At 46.0% G+C, this 21142-nt stretch carries 14 protein-coding genes; 10 read left to right on the forward strand and 4 right to left on the reverse strand.

Annotation, left to right across the window (positions count from 1 at the left end; genetic code table 11):
- The first annotated feature begins 4 nt into the window (after window positions 1–4).
- The 8 genes from ACRD67_RS20285 to ACRD67_RS20320 all read left to right on the forward strand — a co-directional run bounded on the left by ACRD67_RS20285 (window position 5) and on the right by ACRD67_RS20320 (window position 8354).
- The gene (locus ACRD67_RS20285; protein ID WP_430969121.1) at window positions 5–490 is read left to right on the forward strand and encodes a DinB family protein; all 486 of its coding nucleotides are present in this window, start codon (window positions 5–7) and stop codon (window positions 488–490) included.
- Window positions 478–1206 (forward strand): NRDE family protein, encoded by a 729-nt coding sequence (locus tag ACRD67_RS20290; protein ID WP_430969122.1) that lies wholly within the window; start codon window positions 478–480, stop codon window positions 1204–1206. The genes ACRD67_RS20285 and ACRD67_RS20290 overlap by 13 nt, the downstream gene beginning before the upstream one ends.
- Window positions 1203–2246, forward strand: coding sequence for an ATP-grasp domain-containing protein (locus ACRD67_RS20295; protein ID WP_430969123.1), 1044 nt, complete (start codon window positions 1203–1205; stop codon window positions 2244–2246). Before ACRD67_RS20290 ends, ACRD67_RS20295 begins: the two co-directional genes overlap by 4 nt.
- Window position 2247: 1 nt before the next feature.
- Entirely contained in the window at window positions 2248–2817 is a 570-nt protein-coding gene (locus tag ACRD67_RS20300) for a hypothetical protein (protein ID WP_430969124.1), read from the forward strand.
- A gap of 86 nt (window positions 2818–2903) precedes the next feature.
- Entirely contained in the window at window positions 2904–3539 is a 636-nt protein-coding gene (locus ACRD67_RS20305; RefSeq protein WP_430969125.1) for a hypothetical protein, read from the forward strand.
- Between the two features lie 112 nt (window positions 3540–3651).
- Window positions 3652–4398 (forward strand): carboxylesterase family protein, encoded by a 747-nt coding sequence (locus tag ACRD67_RS20310; RefSeq protein ID WP_430969126.1) that lies wholly within the window; start codon window positions 3652–3654, stop codon window positions 4396–4398.
- Between the two features lie 83 nt (window positions 4399–4481).
- Complete coding sequence (locus tag ACRD67_RS20315) at window positions 4482–6125, forward strand: glycoside hydrolase family 9 protein (RefSeq protein ID WP_430969127.1); 1644 nt, start codon at window positions 4482–4484, stop codon at window positions 6123–6125.
- Between the two features lie 111 nt (window positions 6126–6236).
- Window positions 6237–8354, forward strand: a complete 2118-nt coding sequence (locus ACRD67_RS20320; protein ID WP_430969128.1) for a thioredoxin domain-containing protein — start codon at window positions 6237–6239, stop codon at window positions 8352–8354.
- Between the two features lie 12 nt (window positions 8355–8366).
- Here ACRD67_RS20320 and ACRD67_RS20325 read toward each other — a convergent pair whose 3' ends face one another.
- The 4 genes from ACRD67_RS20325 to ACRD67_RS20340 all read right to left on the reverse strand — a co-directional run bounded on the left by ACRD67_RS20325 (window position 8367) and on the right by ACRD67_RS20340 (window position 17891).
- Window positions 8367–9410 carry a glycoside hydrolase family 26 protein gene (locus ACRD67_RS20325; RefSeq protein WP_430969129.1) on the reverse strand — a complete coding sequence of 348 codons (1044 nt, stop codon included), beginning with the start codon at window positions 9408–9410 and terminating at the stop codon, window positions 8367–8369.
- A 141-nt stretch (window positions 9411–9551) separates the two neighbouring features.
- A complete protein-coding gene (locus ACRD67_RS20330) occupies window positions 9552–12878 on the reverse strand; it encodes a VCBS repeat-containing protein (protein WP_430969130.1) in 3327 nt (1108 codons plus the stop codon).
- Between the two features lie 109 nt (window positions 12879–12987).
- Window positions 12988–14673, reverse strand: a complete 1686-nt coding sequence (locus ACRD67_RS20335) for a RagB/SusD family nutrient uptake outer membrane protein (protein ID WP_430969131.1) — start codon at window positions 14671–14673, stop codon at window positions 12988–12990.
- Window positions 14674–14678: 5 nt separating this feature from the next.
- Window positions 14679–17891 (reverse strand): SusC/RagA family TonB-linked outer membrane protein, encoded by a 3213-nt coding sequence (locus ACRD67_RS20340; protein ID WP_430969132.1) that lies wholly within the window; start codon window positions 17889–17891, stop codon window positions 14679–14681.
- A gap of 581 nt (window positions 17892–18472) precedes the next feature.
- Here ACRD67_RS20340 and ACRD67_RS20345 point away from each other — a divergent pair.
- Both ACRD67_RS20345 and ACRD67_RS20350 read left to right on the forward strand, forming a co-directional pair.
- Window positions 18473–19351, forward strand: a complete 879-nt coding sequence (locus ACRD67_RS20345; protein WP_430969133.1) for a helix-turn-helix domain-containing protein — start codon at window positions 18473–18475, stop codon at window positions 19349–19351.
- A 72-nt stretch (window positions 19352–19423) separates the two neighbouring features.
- Window positions 19424–21142: a GMC family oxidoreductase gene (locus ACRD67_RS20350; protein WP_430969134.1), complete on the forward strand. Its 1719-nt coding sequence runs from the start codon at window positions 19424–19426 to the stop codon at window positions 21140–21142.

The following is a 21142-nucleotide window of genomic DNA, read 5'->3' on the forward strand; positions in this document are numbered from 1 at the left end:
GCTTATGTTCAAATCCTCCATTCAAACAATCGAGCAATTCAAGGAGATCTTATCGCAGCTCCCGGAAGATTGTTACACCCGGCCTTGCCAAATGTTGTCAGAAGCAAGCATTGGCCAGCATACCCGACACATCATTGAATTGTACCAATGTCTCTTACAGGGGTATGATTGTGCCGAAGTATCTTACGATAAGAGAAAAAGGGATAGGCGAATTGAGCAGGAACTAACTTTTGCCTTGGACCAACTTCAGGAAATTCAGGATTCCTTGGAGCGTCCGGACAAAGTACTACGGGTCAATTATGACCTGGATAATAGCGAGGTAGCCCTTACATCAAATTATTTTAGGGAGGTCATGTACAATTTGGAACACACCATACATCATCAAGCCTTGATCAAGGTCGGAATTCGGCAATTTACGGATATGCCCTTACCAGAATCCTTTGGGGTTGCACCATCAACCATGCAATTTAGAACGCAATGTGCACAGTAAGTTTTCTTCCTAGTAAAGATCGGTTTTTCATCACCTCCAATCGGGATGAACAGCCTTCGCGCAGCGTAGCCTTTGAGCCCGTCGAAGAAGTGACCCATAATTGCAGGTTAATTTATCCCAAGGATCCAAAGGCGGGAGGTACCTGGTTCGCGGTCAATGAAAATGGAAACGTATGCGTGTTGCTCAACGGTGCTTTTGAAAAGCATATTTCCCAAGGAAACTATGCTATGAGCAGGGGCCTTGTGCTCTTAAAGGTGATAAGCGCGGCAACACCGGTTTTTGAATTGAGGACCATAGATCTACAACGGATAGAACCTTTTACCATTATCCTTTTTGTAAATCGGGAATTGCTGGAGTTTCGTTGGGATGGCCATCGGAAGTATTTTAAGGAATTGGACAGCGCACAAGCGTATATTTGGTCTTCTGCCACGCTGTACGACGCAGTGGTGAGGAGGCAGCGCGAGACCTTGTTTGACGGGTTTTTGAAGAGGACCACGGTCGTTCGGCCCGAGGACATTATCGGGTTTCATTCCAATAACCATGATGATTTTGAAAATGGTTTTGTGATCAACCGGAACGATTCCCTAAAAACACTCAGTATTACCCAAGCAATTGTGGATGAAGATGAAATAGGCTTAAACCATATGGATCTGTTGCGCGAAAAGGAGTATTTTATTTCGATGGCAACGAGGCATATGTCCAATCATTCAAAATGAGCTATTTAAGGCTAAAATTGCACAAGTTATTCCATTGGGAGTATTGGCCCATGGAGGCTATTTATTACCCTATTTTTCCCGTTTGGTTATATTATGCGATAAAGGCCCGCTCTTTTTTCTTTTTTAGTGCTGCCAACCCATCCATTAAAAATGGGGGTATGGCCATGGAGTCAAAAAAAGAGATTTATGATATCATCCCGCCCCAGTATATTCCAAAAACCGTGCTTATAAACAAAGGGGCTTCCCTGGAGGAGGCCATGAAATCCGTGGTGCAAGCGGGAATCCATTTTCCCATGATCGCAAAACCCGATATCGGGTTAAAGGCCTTTGCGGTGGATAAGATAAACCACGAGGGCGAACTTAAAGGATATCTGGATAAGATAGCCGACAATTTTTTGGTACAGGAATTTGTGGATTACCCCAAGGAGGTAGGTATTTTTTACGCACGGAAACCCGATGCTGAAAAAGGCGTCATTACGGGCATTGTTTCCAAGGAGTTTTTATCGGTCATTGGTGATGGGCAACACAGTATAAAGGATCTAATCAAACAAACCCCGAGAAGCCATTTTCAGCTCAAAATTTTAATGCGCCGATATGGAGCTACCTTGGATCGGGTTTTGGCCAAGGGTGAGCAATTTGTTCTCGTACCTTATGGCAGCCATACCAGGGGGGCCAAATTCATTGACAAATCGCATTTGAAGAACCAACAGCTTTTGGATACCATAGATACCATTTGCAAGCAAATACCCGATTTCTATTTTGGTCGCCTAGACATTCTGTATTCCTCCTTTGACGCTTTGGCGGCAGGGAAGGACTTTAGTGTAATAGAGGTGAACGGAGCGGGTAGCGAGCCCACACATATTTATGACCCCAAGCATTCCCTGTTCTTTGCTTGGCGCGAAATTACCAGGCATTGGAGGCTCATGTACGAGATCAGTGCCATAAACAATAGAAAGGGGCACCGATACCTTAGTTACAGGGACGGCAGGGCCATGATGCGGGCAAATAAGGAATTGGAAGAACATCTAAAATTGATTTGATATGCGCCATCTACCCACCACTTGGTTTTTTGTCCTCTGTTTTTTATGCACACTGCCCTTTTATGCACAATCGGATCCGGGCAAAAGAACGGATTTGGGCCTGTCCGTTCAGGCTTATCCTGCGGGAATAATCCCTACCATAAATGCGGAACACTATCTTTCTGAGGAATCTTCCCTTTTATTTCGCCTGGGGGCCAACATCACGGACCGTCAGGATTTTAGCGATGAAAATGACGAGGAGGAAGGGGCAGGCTTTGGCGGTTCTTTCGGGTATCGCAAACATTTTCCAGTAGGGAAGGGAAAGATAATCGCTGGGTTTAACACAGATATCTGGAATTTATGGATCGATTGGCGCGACGGCATCAATACGCCCAATCCAAGTTCAGGGACCACCTACATACTGGTTTTACAACCCTGGTTGGAAGCCGGTTACTTTTTGGACCTCAATGCCTCCTCACGAATCGGTATTACCGCGGGCTTTGGACGGGAAATAAACGTGGTCACCAACGGTGATGACGTGGCCCAGGATTTTATCGCCAGTATTTCATTACAGTATTATTTTTCCCTTTAAGCCCGTTTTGTATGCAAAGGCGCAAGGCTGGAACATATTGTATTTTTGGGATTTTCCTATGCATATGCGTCCATCTGACCGCTCAGATGCCGGTAAAACACTTCCAAAAGGATATCTTTGATTCCTTAAAATACGCGGCCTTTGAAACGAATAAAAAAATACCCGGCGAAATCCGCCCACAGGCGCTGATTGCCCTGTCGCATTATCCCGAATTGCGGGAGACAAAAATAATCTTTCGCTTGCGCAAACGTAAGACCCCCCTCGCCTCCAGACCACAGGTTTGGAGCGTATTCAAGAAAAGGAAAAACCGAACCTACATTATTACGATCAGCACCCGTTCCAGCGAAGCGCTTACGCCTATTTTATTTTCCAAACTACCCTATAATGCACAGATCGGGGTGCTAGGACATGAATTGGGGCATACACGCTACTACAGTAGTAAGAACACTTTGCAATTGATAAGCCTGCCCTTTAAATTGTTGAAATCGAAAAACACGGATGCCTTTGAATTTAATACCGATCGCATCAGTATTGAACATGGATTGGGGTACCAACTTTACGCTTGGAGCAGTTATGTACGTGAGGTTTTGAACATTAGTGAATGGCGGGGTGCATCGGAAGATCTGTTGGCAGAAGAGGGCCCGGCCATTGACCAACGTTACATGAACCCAGAAACCATTACAAGGTATATGGACAGCTACCCCATTTACGAAAATAACTGACCGGGCCGTAGCTCTTTTTTATCGGATTTTTTTTCATGCCACGTATTCCCCCATAAATGGTAAGGTCTGTGGTAATTTTTATACTTTTAAGGAGTAAGTCATATCCTAGCTTGTGAAACGACCCTTGTCCATTTTTTTATCCTTAGTCCTTTACGCGCTTTTTTTTCAGGCCTGTGGTGCACAGTCCCAATTGATTGCCGATGAAGTAGAGACCGTTAATGTGGAAAAACTGCGGTACTATCTCTATTTTCCTCCGGATTATGAAACGGATAAGGACAAGGAGTTTGGACTCTTGTTGTTTCTTCATGGCGGTGGCGACGCGGGCGATAGCCTTTCGAGGATCAAATCCAGTGGTCCGCCCAAATTGATTGCAGACGGCAAGCAGTTCCCTTTTCTAATTCTGGCCCCGCAGCATCCCCACGAAAAGCAATGGTGGAACACCCGATCGGTGATGCAGTTATTGGATACCATTGTTGCCCATAACAGGGTGGATAAAAAAAGGATCTACCTTACCGGATTAAGTAGGGGAGGGAGTGCGGCATGGGAGTTGGCCGTACACTATCCCAAAAAATTTGCCGCTATGGCCGTAGTTTGTGGTATGGCACCCACTCCATACGCCAAATGGATAGACAAGGAGATGCCCATTTGGGTGTTTCACGGGGAGGAAGACAGGTCCATTCCCATATCCGAATCGGAAGAAATGGTGGCCCGCTTGCAAAAATTGGGGCACCCGGTGCAGTTTACCAGATATCCCGGGGTTGGACATAATTCGTGGGTAAGGGCGTATAACACGGATGGATTGTACGACTGGTTTGCGGCACAGAAAAGAAAGGACGAAGACACTAAACCAAAAAAATAGGAACTCTGATGGGCAAATTCTTAAGCGTAATAAGTTTGGCAATACTGCTACTGATGACAAGTTGCAGGAAATCTGTACCTCCAATGGACGGTATCTATAGTGATATGATCCGTTTAAATCAAATTGGCTATTATCCCAAAGCCACCAAAAAGGCGGTAATCGTGGAAAGTAAGAACGCAGGGAAATTCAGTGTGGTGGATGCAACTACGAAGGAGGCGGTGTTTCAGGGGAGTCTTTCCGAACCCATGACCTGGGAACTAGCCGGCGAACAGGTGCAGGTGGCTGATTTTTCTGAACTAAATACCGAGGGCGAATACCATATTTTTGTTGATGGCATAGGGTATTCATATCCTTTTTCCATTGGGAAGAAGGTGCTGCGCAAAGCCTTTTTAGGTTCTGTAAAGGGCTTGTACTATCAGCGAGCGGGCATGGCTTTGGAGGAGCAATACGCCGGAAAATGGCACAGGCCCATGGGTCACCCCGATGACAGCATTCTTTTTCACCCTTCTTCGGGCAAAGATACCGGTTATATGGCATCGCCCAAGGGCTGGTATGACGCCGGTGATTATGGAAAGTACGTGTTAAACGCCAGTTTTCCGTTGGGACAGTTTTTCCAGCTACAGGAAGATTATCCCGAAATCATTGGCGATAACGAGTTAAATATTCCGGAAAGCGGAAACGGACAGAGCGATTATCTGGACGAACTCCGATACGAAATGGATTGGGTCTTGACCATGCAGGATACAGACGGGGGCCTGTTCCATAAATTGACGGCCTTTGGTTTTGAAGATATGATCATGCCACATAAGTCGGTAAAACAGCGCTACATCATTGGAAAAGGCACTGCGGCTACCCTGGATTTTGCGGCAGCCGCAGCCAAGGCCTACCGCATTTTTTTAGCTCAGGACGCTACCTATGCCCAAAACTGTTTGGACGCAGCAAAAAAGGCCTATGCCTGGGCCATTTCAAATCCTGAAGTTTCCTTTGTAAATCCCGAGGGTATTATTACCGGACAATACGGTGACACCAATTTTGATGATGAGTTTTTTTGGGCAGGGGCCGAACTCTACCTGTCCACCAGGGACACCACTTACTTGGACAATCTTAAAAAGGACAATCTTAATTTCGCTTACAAGCCCGGGGATGGCTGGGCGAGTTATATGCGATTTTTGGGTATGTTTTCGCTGGTAAAGCAGAAAGATGCCTTGCCCGATGGGTTCTATGAAGAACTAAAAGCAGGTATTTTGGGGTCGGCCGACGCCTTGGTCAAAAAAGCGGCAGCCCTGGATTATTTCCAACCGATAGACGATTTTCAGTGGGGTTCCAATAGCGACGTATTAAATACGGCCATGATTATGGCGCAAGCCTATCAGCTAGAACCCAAGGAGGTCTATTTAAAAGGCGTACAGCAGGCCGTTGATTATGTTTTGGGAAACAACGCCATGGGGTATAGCTATCTTACCGGTTTCGGCACCAAAACACCCATGTTCATTCACCACAGGCAAAGTGCCGGTGACGCGGTTGAGGAACCGGTACCCGGCCTACTTTCCGGCGGACCCAACAGCAGGTTGCAGGATGCCTCCAGCGGTGTGGTCTATCCCGAAGACCCGGCACCCATGAAAAGCTGGGTCGATCAGGAACCCAGTTTCGCCAGCAACGAAATATGCCTCAACTGGAACGCTCCCTTGACCTATATCCTTGGATTTTTGGAACAAGAATCACACTGAGCAACTACCGAAAAATAAAAATAAGCAGACACTTCCTTACGGGCATAGTTGCCATTTTCTTAACAGACTTTTATCCATATTTATAGTACTTTTAGGCCTTATTTTACTTCTATGACCCATAGCACCCGGCGAAGCATACAACATTTTAAGATTAGCTTGCTTTTTTTGTCCCTTATGGCCTTTTTTTCCTGTAAACAAACAGGGAAACAGGACAGCGGGCATAAGTATACCAATGCGCTGATCGACGAAACCAGTCCGTATTTGTTACAGCATGCCCATAATCCCGTGAATTGGAGACCCTGGAGTGAGGAAGCGTTGGAAACCGCCAAAAAGGAAAACAAGCTGGTGTTGGTCAGTATTGGTTATTCTTCCTGCCATTGGTGCCATGTGATGGAGGAAGAAACTTTTGAGGATGAGGAGATTGCGAAAATGATGAATGAGAACTTCATCAGCATCAAGGTAGACCGGGAAGAACGCCCGGACGTGGATCAGATATATATGACCGCCCTATTGCTCATGAAAGGGGATGGTGGCTGGCCGTTGAACGTTATTGTGCTTCCCAATGGAAAACCTTTGTACGGGGGTACTTATCATACCAAATCGCAGTGGAATAAGGTATTGACCGAAATAAGTGGGATGTATGCCGAAGATCCCAAACGGGCCAATGAGTATGCAGACCGCGTGGCGGCAGGGATACAGGAAGTCAATGTGGTACAGCCATCCGATGGTTTCGGGGCGTTGACCCGGGATGCCCTTTTTACCAGCGTAGAAAGATGGAAAACAAGGTGGGATCCCGAATGGGGCGGCAATCGGGAACAACAAAAATTTATGCTTCCCATAAATTTGGACTTTTTACTAAATTTTAGCCTCCTGGCCGAAGATAAGGATGCGAGTGAACATGTGCGGCTTAGCCTGGATAAAATGGCCATGGGCGGGGTTTACGACCAAATCGGTGGTGGTTTCTATAGGTACAGCACCGATAGCCGGTGGAAGGTCCCCCATTTTGAGAAAATGCTGTATGACAATGCCCAACTGATAAGCTTGTATTCCAAGGCTTATGGACTGTTTAAGAAAACAGAGTACAAACAAGTGGTTTTTGAAACCATCACTTTTCTGGAGCGGGAAATGAAATATGAAGATGGTGGGTATTACGCCGCAATGGATGCGGATAGCGAAGGGGAAGAAGGCAAGTATTACATCTGGGAAGAGCAAGAATTAAGGGGCTTGTTGGCCGATGATTTTCCGCTATTCTCGAACTATTTCAATATTGAGCGCCAACATGTATGGGAGAATTCCTCCTATATTTTGTTCAAATCACAGGACGATGAGCACTTTGCCGCTGAAAATGGCATCTCCTTATCGGAATTGCAGGAGTATCAAAAAAAATGGCGTACAGCGCTGCTCAATGCCAGGCAAAAACGCATACGGCCCAACATAGATGACAAGATTATTACGTCCTGGAACGCCTTGCTTATCAGTGCCTATGTGGATGCCTATAGGACTTTTGAGGACCCGGTTTTTTTGGATAGGGCCAAGGGCATATTCAATTTTATCCGTGCCCATAGCTATAAAGAAGGCCGTTTGTTGCATTCCTATAAAAAGGGGGGAAGGCCGATCGATGGTTTTCTGGAAGACTATGCCTTTCTTATCAAAGCGTCCATAAACCTGTACGGGGTTGCCCTGGATGCAGAATACCTTGATTTTGCCAACAGTTTGGCGAAAACCGTGGAAACCCACTTTACCGATAGTGCATCGGGAATGTACAGGTACAACAGCAGCAATAAACTTATTTCCAAAATTGTAAAGACCGATGACGGAGTGTTGCCTTCCCCCAATGCGGTGATGGCACAAAACCTATTCCAATTGGGGCACCTCAATTACGATACGGCATCCATGGACAGATCCAAAAGTATGCTTTCTTCCATGGTACCGTTGCTTGTGGAGAATGCTCCGAGCTATGCGCAGTGGAACGCCCTCTTACTCAACCAGGTATATCCCTATTATGAAATTGCGGTGGTAGGGGACCGGGGTACCGATCTGGTAGCATCGCTGCACAAACAACATATTCCCAATGCTCTGGTGATTGGCAGTTTGTCGGAAAGCGAGCTCCCCCTGTTCAAAGGACGTTATGTGCCCGGGGAGACCTTTATTTATGTGTGCAGGAACAGCACGTGTAAACTTCCCGTCCAGACCGTTGCGGAAGCCATGGATCAACTCGGTAGTTTTTAGTAACCAGTAACCTTACCTGATATCCTTGATATCCTCTAGGAAAAGCACATGGGGCAGCTGCCTGAATTTTACAAAATCGGCACTGCTTTTTTGTTCTGGATAGGGTGCAAAATGATGGCTGGGCCTGGCATTCCTCCAGAAGAGTGCCCAGGCAATGCCCGAATGGGCTATGTGCTTGTCCAAAACCCGGGTCCACCAGTCGGCTACCCGCACTTTGTTCAATCCGGCTTCGGTAAGGGCATAGGGTTTGTCCTTTGTTTTGGCGATATGTCCTAAAATGCTTATGTTTTGTTGCAGGTTCTTTGTAAAATTGGCCGTGGTCCAGTGTTGATAGATATCTACCCCCAAGATATCCACAAAGGCATCACCCGGATAATAGCTAAGATATTCTGCCTCATCGCTAAAGGTGTTGGGCGAATAGGCGTAGAGAATGTGCGAAACCCCAAATTCCGTATACATTAGGGATACGGTTTCCCGCCATAAACGTTGGTACTCTTCCGGACTGCAGTGCCCCTTGCCCCACCAGAACCAGGAACCGTTCATCTCATGAAATGGCCTAAAAACCAAGGGAATGGGCTTTCCAGATTCATCGGTCAACGCATTGATGAACTGGGCCACCCTGGACAGCCAATCCTTATACTTTTCATGCAGGCGCCCCCCTTTTAGGATATGTTTTACGGCCTTGCGCGTATGCCAAGCACTTTTGTTGGAAACTGGATTGTCCGGGTGCCAGCTCAGCGTTATGATGCCACCTTTTTTATGTCCTTTTTTGACCAAGGTCTTGATTAGGGAAAAGGGAACCGTATCCAGATTGTGGGAGTTGCCCAATTCTATATGTCCAATTTCAAAGCCATGGACCGCAGGGTGGTCCCCGGCAACGTCGCCTACATCACTTTTGTATTGGGTGCCATCATTTTTCCAGGATATGCCATAGGCCGTGGCATCCTGATGTCCAAAGGCATACCCCTTCTCTGCAATGTGCTGTATTCTTGTATACAGTCCCTGTGCGGCCGGGTTTCTGTTTATTGTGAAGTTGGCTGTATTTTTTTGAATCACGGGAGCTACGGATTTGCACGAAGCTAATAGACTTAAAATCAAGGGAAAAACAGCAAAAAATAAATATTTCCGTGTCCTTACATCTTGACCGGGCCGGGAAAACCGGGCTTGCTGTTTACCTATCATGGATTAGACTTACCCTTAGCGCATAACGGATTGTGCTATCACCGGATTTTTGGGTGTATTAATTTTAACGAACTGGATAAAATCACCGTTTTTCGCCAAAAGAATGTAACCAGACCCTGCTAGACCTATGGTACGCATGTCTTTAACGTCGCCCGGGGCAAAAAGTCCACTTTTTGTTGCTGTAATGGCTTCAAAATGACCGGCGCCATCGCCTTTCAGGAACAAACCGTTTCCCGCATCATTTCTGGGAGTCTCCACCTCTGCCCCGTACAGATTGCCCGCAAGGACCATATCTAAATGCGAATCACCGTCGTAGTCATCCACCAGTATTTGGTTGATACTGGAAAGTTGTGCCAAATTGGGCAGTTCATGGCGGACAAACTGGCCGTTCACATTTTCCAAATACACACTGGCAAAAGATTTTACCCGATAGTGCAGCGAGTTTTCCAGGTAATCCTCGGTGTACACATCTTCCAGTGTAGCCGTGGAAAAGGAGGCGTAATCCTCAAACTTTTTCTTTATTCCGGGCATTTGTTGGGAAGAGCATTCCCTGCCTCTTAGCGGATATTTTTTACCTCCATTAAAATAACTGAGTACAATATCATTGGTGTTGTTCCGATCAAAATCGTTAAAGTAGATATCAAAAGTCTCTTTTTCATTGGCCTTATACTTGTAGTTTAGGCCCAAATTGCCAGCTACCAGATCCAGGTCTCCGTCCTTGTCAAAATCACCCTGCTGAATGCTAAACCACCAACCGTTGGTATCCTTTAGCCCAAGATCTTCACTTACATTTTTGAACACACCTTGCTGATTCCGCAAAACGGTAAGGGGCATCCATTCACCTACCACGATCAGATCGGTCCACCCATCTTGATCAAAGTCGGACCAAACCGCGTCCGTAACCAAGCCCAATTCTTCTAGGAACGGGGCCACTTTCTTGGTGATATCCACAAATTTTGGGGCACCAGCCGTACTAACGTTCTCCAAGATATAGCTGTTGGCGGGGAAGGGGTAGTTGCCCGGGACAAGGCGTCCCCCGACAAATAGGTCCAGATCCCCATCCTTGTCAAAATCAAAACTTTGAGCCCGTGAGCCGCTGCTGATCATCTCCGGCAGGGCTGCAAGGGATTTTTTTAAGTGGCCTTTTCCATCGTTGACATACAATCTGTCCTGTAGCAGTATGGATTGCTTGTCAAATTCGTTGCCACCACTTATCATATATACGTCCAGATCCCCATCATTATCAGCATCAAACATATGGATGCCCATGTCCTCGTACGCTTTGTCAATGGCTATCGTTTCTGTATCCTGCTTTTCAAAACCGGTATTTGTTTGAAAAAACAGTCCGGCTTCGTAGCCAGCGGAGCCTCCCACCATAAAATCGTCCAATCCGTCCCCATTTAGGTCGCCTACGGCCAGTCCGGGGCCCAGCATAGAGGTTTGGTGCGGTAAAAGGATTTCCTTTTCAAAATCGTCATAGTAGTTCTCCAAATGTTGATGTTCGGCAATAAGCGTGGTATCGGTTTCTGTGGCAAACAGTTTTTCGAGCTTTTCTTCAGGTTTGGGAGTTTCAGCTTTGGCATCCGAATGCGCAATGACCAACAACTGATTGCTTTTTACCGCGGCCATATGTTGAACCCGGTCATCGGGCCACTGGATGCGTATGGAGTCCACCTCGGAGGCCTTGCCCAGTCCAAAGTGCAATTGCGGCGCTACGGAGGACTGAAACCCTCTGGTGAGCGTCATTTCCTGGAATTGTGTACTGCCTTTTATACTAAGGGATACTTTTACCCCGACACCAAAGGGATTTTTATCGGTTCCTTGGAACCGGAGGGTCATAAAATTACTTTGTTCCGCACTTTTGTTTTCGAAAAGCGAAACCGGATCGTCTATATTGTTGGTCACTATTTCCAGATCTCCATCATTATCAAGATCTACATAGACACTGCCGTTGGAGAATCCCTTAAAAGAGATGCCCCAAGCCTCGTTCATTTCGCTAAAGGTAAGGTCCCCGTTATTTTTTAGGGCAAAATTGTCAATACGTTCCGAAGGAATGGCCAGACTGCGTTCCAAAGTGCTGTCTATGGGTTTGTTGCGGTTTTCCAAAGCCAGAAAGTAGTCCCTGTTGTTGATTTCCCTTCGGGTACCGTTGGAAATGAAGATATCCTTCCAACCGTCATTGTCCAAATCGGCAAATAGGGGCCCCCAACTCCAATCTGTTGACGAAAGCCCTGCCAATCGGGATATATTGCTGAAATCGGGAAGCGTATCATGTACCAGCCCATTGTTAAGCTGCAGGCTGTTTTGCATGTACTGGTAATGAAAGCCCGAGTTTACGGTACTCCAGAATAAACTGGGGTTCATACTGGCCATATTCGCCTTTGACCGGCGATTGTCCTGGGCGGTCATGTCTACCTGTAGGATGTCCAGGAGCTGATCATTGTTAAAATCGGCGATATCCACGCCCATTCCGTAAAAGGAAGTGTTTTTGGTAACCCGCCTTACTTGTTCCGAAAACGTACCGTTTTTGTTGTTGATAAACAGATAGTCCGGCGTGCTAAAGTCATTGGATACGTAAAGATCGGGCCAGCCATCATTGTTTACATCGCCTACCGTGGCACTTAGCGACAGGCCAAAAGTCTTTAAACCCGCTTCTTCTGCAACATCCACAAAGACTTCCCCATCGTTTCGGTACAGCTTATCCGTTTCGTTCTCCTTGGGAAATTTTGTCTTGAACAGATAAAATTGGTTGGGTGCATTGAAGGGGGTAGGGGGGTAGTTGGCGAGATACATGTCCAAGTCCCCGTCCTTGTCATAGTCAAAGAAAGTAGCCTGCACGCTGTTCCCAACATCGGCTATCCCGTACTCTGCGGCTTTTTCGGCAAAAGTTTGGTCCCCGTTGTTTATAAAAAGCTGGTTTTCCTTGGGCTGAAATTTTCCGCCTACGGAACAATAAATGTCCAATAAACCATCGTTGTTCACATCGGCCATGGTAACGCCGGTATACCAGCGGGAATCTCCAGAAACACCGGCTTTTTCGGAAATGTCCTCGAACTGCAGGTTTCCCTTGTTGAGATATAATTTGTTAGGGACCATATTGCCGGTAAAATACAGATCGATCAGTCCATCATTGTTGATATCCCCGGCAGCTATTCCCCCTCCCATATAGAGATAGGAATAGGTGAAGTAATTCAGGGAATCGTTTTCGGTAAGGACGTTTGAAAATGTGATGCCGGTATGGTCCTGGCCAAGCTGCTGAAATATACGTGTCTCGGCTTGCTCTTGATGGCTACAGGAAAAAAGCACAAGGCCCAGTGCTATTAAAAAAAAGCTCCTCTTCATGATTGCAATTTTGAAACAATAAAGATAAGAATTAGCCCGGATGTGATGCAAAAAAAAACGGGGCAATACGCTTTTGCCCCGTCTTCCAAACTAACTCCTTAAACTAAACTTAAAATCCAGGGTTTTGTTGCAAAATTCCGCCACTTAAATCAATGGCGTTTATTGGTATTGGCATTACATCCATATTGGGCATATACGTCCCGGCCTTGGTTCCAAAGTTGGCAATGGTACGTGCCTCATTGGTCACATAGGTATTGATTACATCAGCGGCAACGCCCCATCTCCTAAGATCGAAAAGGCGATGTCCTTCCATGGCCAATTCCAAACGGCGCTCAAAGCGCACCGCTTTTCTCGCAAAGTCGGCATCCGGGAACGCTGCATACAATCCAATTACGTAATTGGCGGCAGGACCGGTTCCGGCCTCGTTCTGTACCTGGGAAGAACTAATGGCTCTTTGCCTAACTTGGTTTACGTAGTCCAGGGCTGTAGCCAAATCACCACCTTCAACAGCGCATTCCGCTGCCATCAGCAAAAGATCGGCATAGCGCATGATATGGTAGTTGATTCCGGAGTGCTGCTGCCCCCAAGCACCGGCACCAATATTACCATCCTCACCGGATTGGTATACATTCTTTTTAGGAAGATAAGGTCCTGAGATATCCGCAAAACTGGCACGGATCCAATCCTTACCGATCATGGTACCATACCCATTGTAATCGATACCCCTTCTTCCTACGGTATAATCCAACCTTGGGTCAAGATTACCGGCATCTGGAGTAAACGGATCGGCACTTTCCACACCATAGTCATTGACAACATCGCTCTGGTTAAAGGTATCCAATAGCGGTAAGCCTGTGGCATCGGTCCTATAGGCATTTACCAAATCCTGGGTAGGCTGGTAGAAACCACAACAAGAACTAAAGGGTCCGGGGTTGGGGAAGTTCAAAGTACCCCCCCTGTTTCCGTTCAACGACTGTCCGGAATCCGTGGTAAACTGAATCGCAAAAATAGATTCGGTACTGTTATCCCCTGCAAGGCTAAAGTTGGCCAAGAATTCTGGGTTCAGTGCATAGGGTCCGTTGTTGATTACATCCTGGAAAAGTGCAAGTGCACCGGCATAATCACCTTGGAATATGCGGGCCTTGCCCAAGAATGCCTTAGCGGTCCAGGAGGTGGGTCTTCCGACATCACCTTGGGTATCAGGCAAATTATCTATGGCAAATTGAAGATCAGCTTCAATATCGGCCCATATCGGTCCGGGATTGGCAACGTTAAAATCCGTGTCGGCAAAATTCGTCTCAGAAATATAAGGAATGTTACCGAACATTTTTTGAAGGTCAAAATTATAGTGCCCCCTTAGGAAACGTGCTTCTGCCAGCTGTGCGGAAAAATCACCTTCCTCAATGGAATTGATTAACGCAATTACGGCATTGGCCCGGTTGACACCGGCAAACCTACCGTTCCATACGGTCAAGTATGGGTTGGCGGAAGTCCAATCAAAAGTTTCCAATAGGAACAAATCGGCCTGGTCACCATCGGTACTACCCTTATGGGCGTCATCCGAGATAACATCGAACCACCAGTTGTCTCCACTAACGGTCCAATCGGCTCCCCCTTGGTTGTTCCGTATCCCATCCAAAGTGGAGTACGCACCAACCAATAATAGATTCACTCCTTCTGCATTTTGAAGAGCGCTATCACTTAATGCCCCAATTGCGGGCACTTCAGTAAAGTCATCACTACACGCTAGTATAGCAAAGAAAAAACTCACATAATAAATTAATCTCTTTTTCATTTTTTTTAGAATTTTGTGTTAATACCTACAGTAAATATCTGTGCGACTGGAAAAGTCTGAAAATCTATCCCTAAAGATAAGTTACTTGCGGAAATAACTTCAGGATCAAATCCGTCATAACCAGTGATGGTAAACAGGTTAGTACCTTGGACATATAATCTTAAAAGGTCCATGCCCAATGTACTTGCTATATTTTCTGGGAATGTATACCCAACTTGTAGATTCTTCATTCGTAAAAAGGATGCGTCTTCCACAAAATAAGAATTAGGCTGCGTTTCTGCGTTTTGAATCGTTTGGCTCAAAGCAGGAAGCGAAGCATTCGTATTGTTGGGCGTCCAGGAATCCAATACCCGTGTACTTCTGTTTCCGTTAAAGAAGGTTGGGAAATCGGTAAAGATTTTCTCATAGTTGTACACATCGTTCCCCTGAGACCCTGAAAAGAAGGCAGAGATATCAAAACCTTTGTAGTTGGCAGTAAGGTTGATACCATAGGTGAAATCTGGATGTGGAGATCCAATAAAGGTACGGTCGTTATCATCGTCAATAGCACCATCACCGTTGACATCTAGATAGGTAAAACGTCCGTTACCGTCAAAACCGGTCACCTGACGTCCGTAGAAGGACGATATAGGTCTGCCCACTTGTGTACGGGTAACCGCACCACCACGTAGATCTGTTCTACCTACCTGGAAGTCGCTGATCAAACTTTCCACCTCATTTTCATAGGTGGAGAAGTTGACACGAACACCGTAGTTTAAACCGTAGCTTGTATCGTGGTTGTAGTTAAGACTGATGTCGAAACCTGTGTTATTGATATCTCCCAAGTTTACCAAAGGTGCGGTGGCATCGATGGCGGTGGTACTGATTAAGCTGTTGTCCCTGGTAATCAAATCCTTGGTATCAATATTAAAGTATTCCACGGATAAGTTCAGTGCACTGTCGAACAATCCAAACTCCAATCCAATGTTGGTGGCCTCACTGGTTTCCCAGCGAAGATCCGGATTACCTACTTGGTTCAAGATAGCTCCCGTTGCGATGGTACTGCCATCAAAAGAATAGTTGGCTAAACCTTCGTTCAACTGTGAAATGTTGATCGTAGGATTGGAAACAGGTAGTGATTGGTTACCCAACTGTCCCCATGAGCCAAAGAGCTTAAGTCTGTTTACCCAACCATCTTTAGGGAAGAAATCTTCCTGGCTGATCAACCAACCTGCGCTGAAGGATGGGAAGACGTCACTTTGGTTGTCCCCAAGGAAACGGGAAGTCTTATCACGTCTTACGGTCACTGTACCGAAATATTTTCCAGCATAGGAATAGGTAGCTGTCCCAAAAAGGGAGAACAGGGTGTTGCCACCGTCAAAGGCACCGTCTACGTTAGGGGTACCACTACCATTGTTCAATAGGTAAAAATCAGGCGTTTCGAAAAGAAACCCGTTACGGCTGATCTGCTTGCCCTTACTTCCTTCTTCAACGGCCTCTATACCTAATAGTACATTAACGTTATGCTCACCAAATACATTGACGTACGTTAAGGTGTTGTTCCAAGTCCATGCAAAATTATCAATGTTCTGCTCCACCAAGGTGTTTGTACCCAATGGCTCTATATGTTCGGGATCTAGCGCTTGGAAACGTCTACTATCAAAAGATTCCAAACTTCCACTGACCGTAGTCTTAAAGGTCACCTTCTCATGCAGTTGGGCGGACAGGTAAATATCCCCGAACATTCTAAAACGTTTGTTGAAGTTATCTTGGCTACGCACCAAATTGGCAAATGGGCTACGGGAGTTTCCTAAACCTGGAGCACCTGTACCTGCTATATTGCCATCATCGTCCCTAACTGGGATCAGGGGGCTGCTTCGCAAGGCCTCATTGACAGGGACAAAGGCGGCAGGGTTGGAGTTAAGCTGTCCATCGGTTCCTGTCTGTGAACCAAATACTCCCGTCCTGGTATTGGAAAAAGAAACATTCATATGCTCCCCGATAACCACTTTATCCTTTATTTTAAACTCTGAATTCAATCGAGTAGTACCCTGCTTGAATCCGGTATTTATAAAAATACCTTCCCTGTTCAAATAATTAGCGGACAGGAAGTACTTACCGGTCTCGTTTCCGTTCTGTATGGATACAGATGCATTTTGGGTCTGCCCGTCCTGGGTAACGGCATCGAACCAATCGGTACCCTGCGGGTTAACCGTGGCATTGGCAGGTGCGCGTACAATGGGATCATAGGAAATCACTCTTGTATATCCCTGAAGACTGGAAGGCACTACTGCGGTAGCACCGCTCCCGTACTGTGGGTGGGTAACGGCTGCTCCATCATTGGCCAAACTTTCAAAGATCATATCCCCATGCTGTTGAGCATTTAACAGATCCGGAATGTTGGAGGCCCTTGAAATACCAGTGTAAAGGTCAAAGGAAACTACAGGCTTGGCCTGGTTGTACCCTCCTCCTTTAGTGGTAATGATCACAACCCCGTTGGATGCCCTTGCTCCATAAATAGCGGCAGCACCATCCTTCAGTACGTTGATCTGATCAATATCCGCTGGGTTGATACTATTAAGGATATTACCGTTATCGGTCTGTACCCCATCAATAATATACAGCGGATCAGTGTTGTTACTGGTACCAAAACCACGAATTGTAATTTGAGGTGAGGAACCTGGACTTCCCGCATTGGTCACGGAAACTCCGGTAACCCTACCTTCCAGGGCTTCAGCAGCGTTTACAATAGGCGCCTTGGTGGCTTCCGAAATGTCAACGGACGCTACAGAACCAGTAAGATCGCCCCGGGTTTGGCTGGAATACCCTAGAACGACCACCTCGCTGAGCTGGCTGGCATCTTCGGCCATGGTCACATTAATAGTGGTCTGTCCATTTACGGCCACCGACTGGGTGGCAAAACCAATATAACTGAAGACCAAGGTAGCATTGGCGTCTGCCGTAATGGTATAATTACCATCAAAATCGGTCTGTGTTCCATTGGTCGTACCTTGGACCACAACATTGGCCCCCGGTAGTGGTGCGCCATCCGAATCCGTAACCGTACCGGTTATGGTCGTCTGGAGTGTCTCGTCTAAGACGGATTTTTCATCGCTTGCTGGAGCTTTTGCATAGGCAAAATTCCCAACAAAACAAAGTAGTGCGGATAAAACCATGAACCTGGAGATCACCCTCCATTTCTTGGGTTTTAACGAATGACAAGTAGTTTTTTTAAGCATAATCATTAGTGTTTGTTAGTTTTATTTAAAGTGTCAGCCATGATTCCTGAAATTAACTGTAATAAAACGTTTAGTTTAGAGTCAATGTAAAGAAATCATAAATTTAATGTTGAATTAACAAAGCTATATGAAATATACATAGATATATTCAAATATTTTATCAATTGTTGATATTATCCTTAACCTATATAATATGCATTATCAGTAAAACATCAGTATATCAGCAGTTCCTAAAAAAAAAGTTAAATGTTAAAATAGTATTGGTGGCCGGTGCCCAGCGTAGGGGAAAGGCCTTTTGTTTTTTAGGGATGTGATGATGGGGTGAAAGTTTGAAAATAAGCAATCAATTGATTTTAAGTTACTTACGAAAAATTAAAGAAGCTGACATCCCTTGTCGCGCAAAAATGCCCCATTAAATTACCTAGGGGGAGGGACTAACAATGATCTAAGAAAAAGGTATTTATTTAACAAGAATTTTTGTTCACGGCTTTCTTTTTTTACGAGAAAATGGAAATTTTCATTAATATTGTGAATATTTCTTATCAGTGACCTGATTAAATCGTATCATAAATTTTTAACACTTGGAAATCCTTAAAAACATCCAAAGGGAAATCACTTCATTGTCCGAAAAAGACTGTTTTTTGGTCTTGGACAGGGAGCAGAAGGTTTTTGATTATCCGGTGCATTTTCACCCGGAAATGGAGCTGAATTTTATTTCCAATGGAAAAGGGGTACGTAGAATCGTAGGGGACAGTATTGAAAATATCACCGAATTGGAACTTATTTTGGTAGGCCCCAACCTGTACCACGGATGGGAACTGCACGAATGTACCAGCGAAAATGTGCATGAGGTGACCATTCAATTTCACAACGACCTGTTTGATCGGGCCTTTTTGAGCAGAAGCATTATGAAACCCTTGCGGGATATGTTCCGCAGGTCTGTTCATGGCATCTTGTTTTCCGAGGAGGCCATACGCCGCGTGGCACCCAGATTGTTAAAGGTTTCCAAGTTGGATAGTATGGACTATTTCTTGGAGTTGATGTCCATCCTATACGATTTGGCCATCTCCAGGAATCAGCGCCTGCTTTCCACGGCCACCATCCACTTGGAAAATTTTGATAATAGCGAGCAGTTGAAGGCCGTGTATGACTACGTGCAAGAGAATTATGGCACCAAGATTACCCTGGCCGACGTTTCCAACCTGGTGAACATGAGCAGTGTGTCCTTTAATCGGTTCATAAAGAAACGGACAGGAAAGACTTTTGTGGAATACCTCAATGATGTGCGTATCGGTTATGCTTCCACCATGTTGATCGAAAAGGATTTTAGTATATCCGAAATTGCCTTTCGCTGTGGGTTTAACAGCATTGCCAATTTCAACAGGATTTTTAAGAAAAGCAAAAATCGCACCCCATCCCAATGGAGAAAGGATTTTTCTGGTATCAAGAGAGTACTTTGAGGCGAATGGATCCTTTTGACAACAAGTGCACCCAGACCATAAAAATTAAATAACAGACTAAACCAATGATTTATGCAGATAATTGAATCTCCAACCAAGTACGACGTTGTTATCGTGGGATCCGGAGCAGGTGGGGGCATGGCCGCCAAGATACTTGCCGATGAAGGCCTTAAGGTAGCAGTGGTGGAAGCCGGACCTTTTTTTGATCCCGCAAATCCAGAACAGCAGACCCAATTGAAATGGCCTTGGGAATCCCCTCGAAGAGGAGCCTCCACCGTCAGACATTTTGGTGATTTTGATAGTGCCTATGGCGGATGGGATATAGAAGGGGAGCCCTACACCAATACCGAGGACAGCAATTTTAGATGGTTCCGCTCCCGGATGTTGGGCGGGAGAACCAACCATTGGGGCAGAATCTCACTGCGCTTTGGTCCCAAGGATTTTAAGCGCAAGGACCAAGACGGTTTGGGCGATAACTGGCCGATCGGTTACGAGGACGTAAAACCGTATTATGATAAGGTAGACAAACTGATCGGGGTATTCGGCACCAATGAAGGCCTGCCCAATGATCCGGACGGATTTTTCCTTCCACCCCCAAAACCTAGGTTGCACGAGCTTTTTTATATCAAGGGGGCCAAAAAGTCGAACATCCCCGTAATCCCTTCCCGGATGTCCATGTTGACCAAAAAAATAAACAAGGAAAGAGGCGTTTGTTTCTACTGCGGCCAATGTTCCAGGGCGTGTCAGGTATATGCCGATTTTTCATCGGGCACCTGCCTCATCTTCCCGGCCCAAAAGAGCGGAGGGCAGATCGATCTGTTCGTCAACTGTATGGTACGCGAGGTAACCACGGACGAAGAAGGCCGGGCCACCGGGGTTTCCTATATCAACAAGGAAGACCGAAAAGAGTACAAATTACATGGCAAAGTAGTTGTTTTAGCTGCTTCTGCCTGTAGTTCCGCACGTATCTTGCTCAACTCCAAAAGTAAACAGCATCCCAACGGATTGGGCAATAGCAGCAATGTGGTGGGCAAGTACCTTCATGATAGCACAGGGGTGAGTCGGGCCGTTTTTGTTCCCGACCTCATGAACAGAAAAACCTATAACGAGGATGGCGTTGGGGGAATGCACGTATATTCACCCTGGTGGCTAGACAATAAGAAGTTGGACTTCCCCAGGGGCTATCACATAGAAGTGTGGGGCGGCATGGGGATGCCCAGTTATGGGTTTGGTTTCAATGTCAACGAATTCAATAAATTCTTTGGACTAAAGGTCGGGGGTTATGGTAACGGCCTTCGGGAAGACGTTAAAAAGTATTACGGATCGGTCCTTGGTTTCGGTGGTCGTGGGGAATCTGTTCCCCAGCAGGACAACTACTGCGAAATTGACCCGACCAAAGTGGACGAATTTGGTATTCCGGTGTTACGGTTCAACTACCAATGGACAGACTATGAGCACAAGCAGGTAAATCACATGCAGGATACCTTTGAAGAACTCGCCCACAACATGGGAGGGGAAATTTTGGGCGACCGGCCCTCCAAGGAAGCCAAGCACGGGATTTCGCCCCCAGGTTGGATCATCCATGAAGTGGGTACCACTAGAATGGGGGATAACCCCAAAACTTCTGTGGTGAACAAGTTTCAACAGTTGCACGATACGGACAATGTTTTTATTGTAGACGCGGGACCCTTTGTTTCACAGGCCGATAAGAACCCTACCTGGACCATTCTGGCGCTCTCCTGGCGCACGTCGGATTATATTATTGAACAATTAAAACAGCAAAACATCTAG

This window comes from Eudoraea algarum (assembly GCF_050589645.1).
Taxonomy (GTDB): Bacteria; Bacteroidota; Bacteroidia; order Flavobacteriales; family Flavobacteriaceae; genus JBNGOQ01.

Excerpts from the sequence above, each read along its gene's own strand:
- ACRD67_RS20290 (WP_430969122.1), top strand. The coding sequence starts at position 478 with ATGTGCACAGTAAGTTTTCTTCCTAGTAAAGATCGGTTTTTCATCACC.
- ACRD67_RS20300 (WP_430969124.1), top strand. The coding sequence starts at position 2,248 with ATGCGCCATCTACCCACCACTTGGTTTTTTGTCCTCTGTTTTTTATGC.
- ACRD67_RS20315 (WP_430969127.1), top strand. The coding sequence starts at position 4,482 with ATGGACGGTATCTATAGTGATATGATCCGTTTAAATCAAATTGGCTAT.
- ACRD67_RS20305 (WP_430969125.1), top strand. The coding sequence starts at position 2,904 with ATGCCGGTAAAACACTTCCAAAAGGATATCTTTGATTCCTTAAAATAC.
- ACRD67_RS20335 (WP_430969131.1), bottom strand. The coding sequence starts at position 14,673 with ATGAAAAAGAGATTAATTTATTATGTGAGTTTTTTCTTTGCTATACTA.
- ACRD67_RS20340 (WP_430969132.1), bottom strand. The coding sequence starts at position 17,891 with ATGCTTAAAAAAACTACTTGTCATTCGTTAAAACCCAAGAAATGGAGG.
- ACRD67_RS20295 (WP_430969123.1), top strand. The coding sequence starts at position 1,203 with ATGAGCTATTTAAGGCTAAAATTGCACAAGTTATTCCATTGGGAGTAT.
- ACRD67_RS20330 (WP_430969130.1), bottom strand. The coding sequence starts at position 12,878 with ATGAAGAGGAGCTTTTTTTTAATAGCACTGGGCCTTGTGCTTTTTTCC.
- ACRD67_RS20285 (WP_430969121.1), top strand. The coding sequence starts at position 5 with ATGTTCAAATCCTCCATTCAAACAATCGAGCAATTCAAGGAGATCTTA.
- ACRD67_RS20350 (WP_430969134.1), top strand. The coding sequence starts at position 19,424 with ATGCAGATAATTGAATCTCCAACCAAGTACGACGTTGTTATCGTGGGA.
- ACRD67_RS20320 (WP_430969128.1), top strand. The coding sequence starts at position 6,237 with ATGACCCATAGCACCCGGCGAAGCATACAACATTTTAAGATTAGCTTG.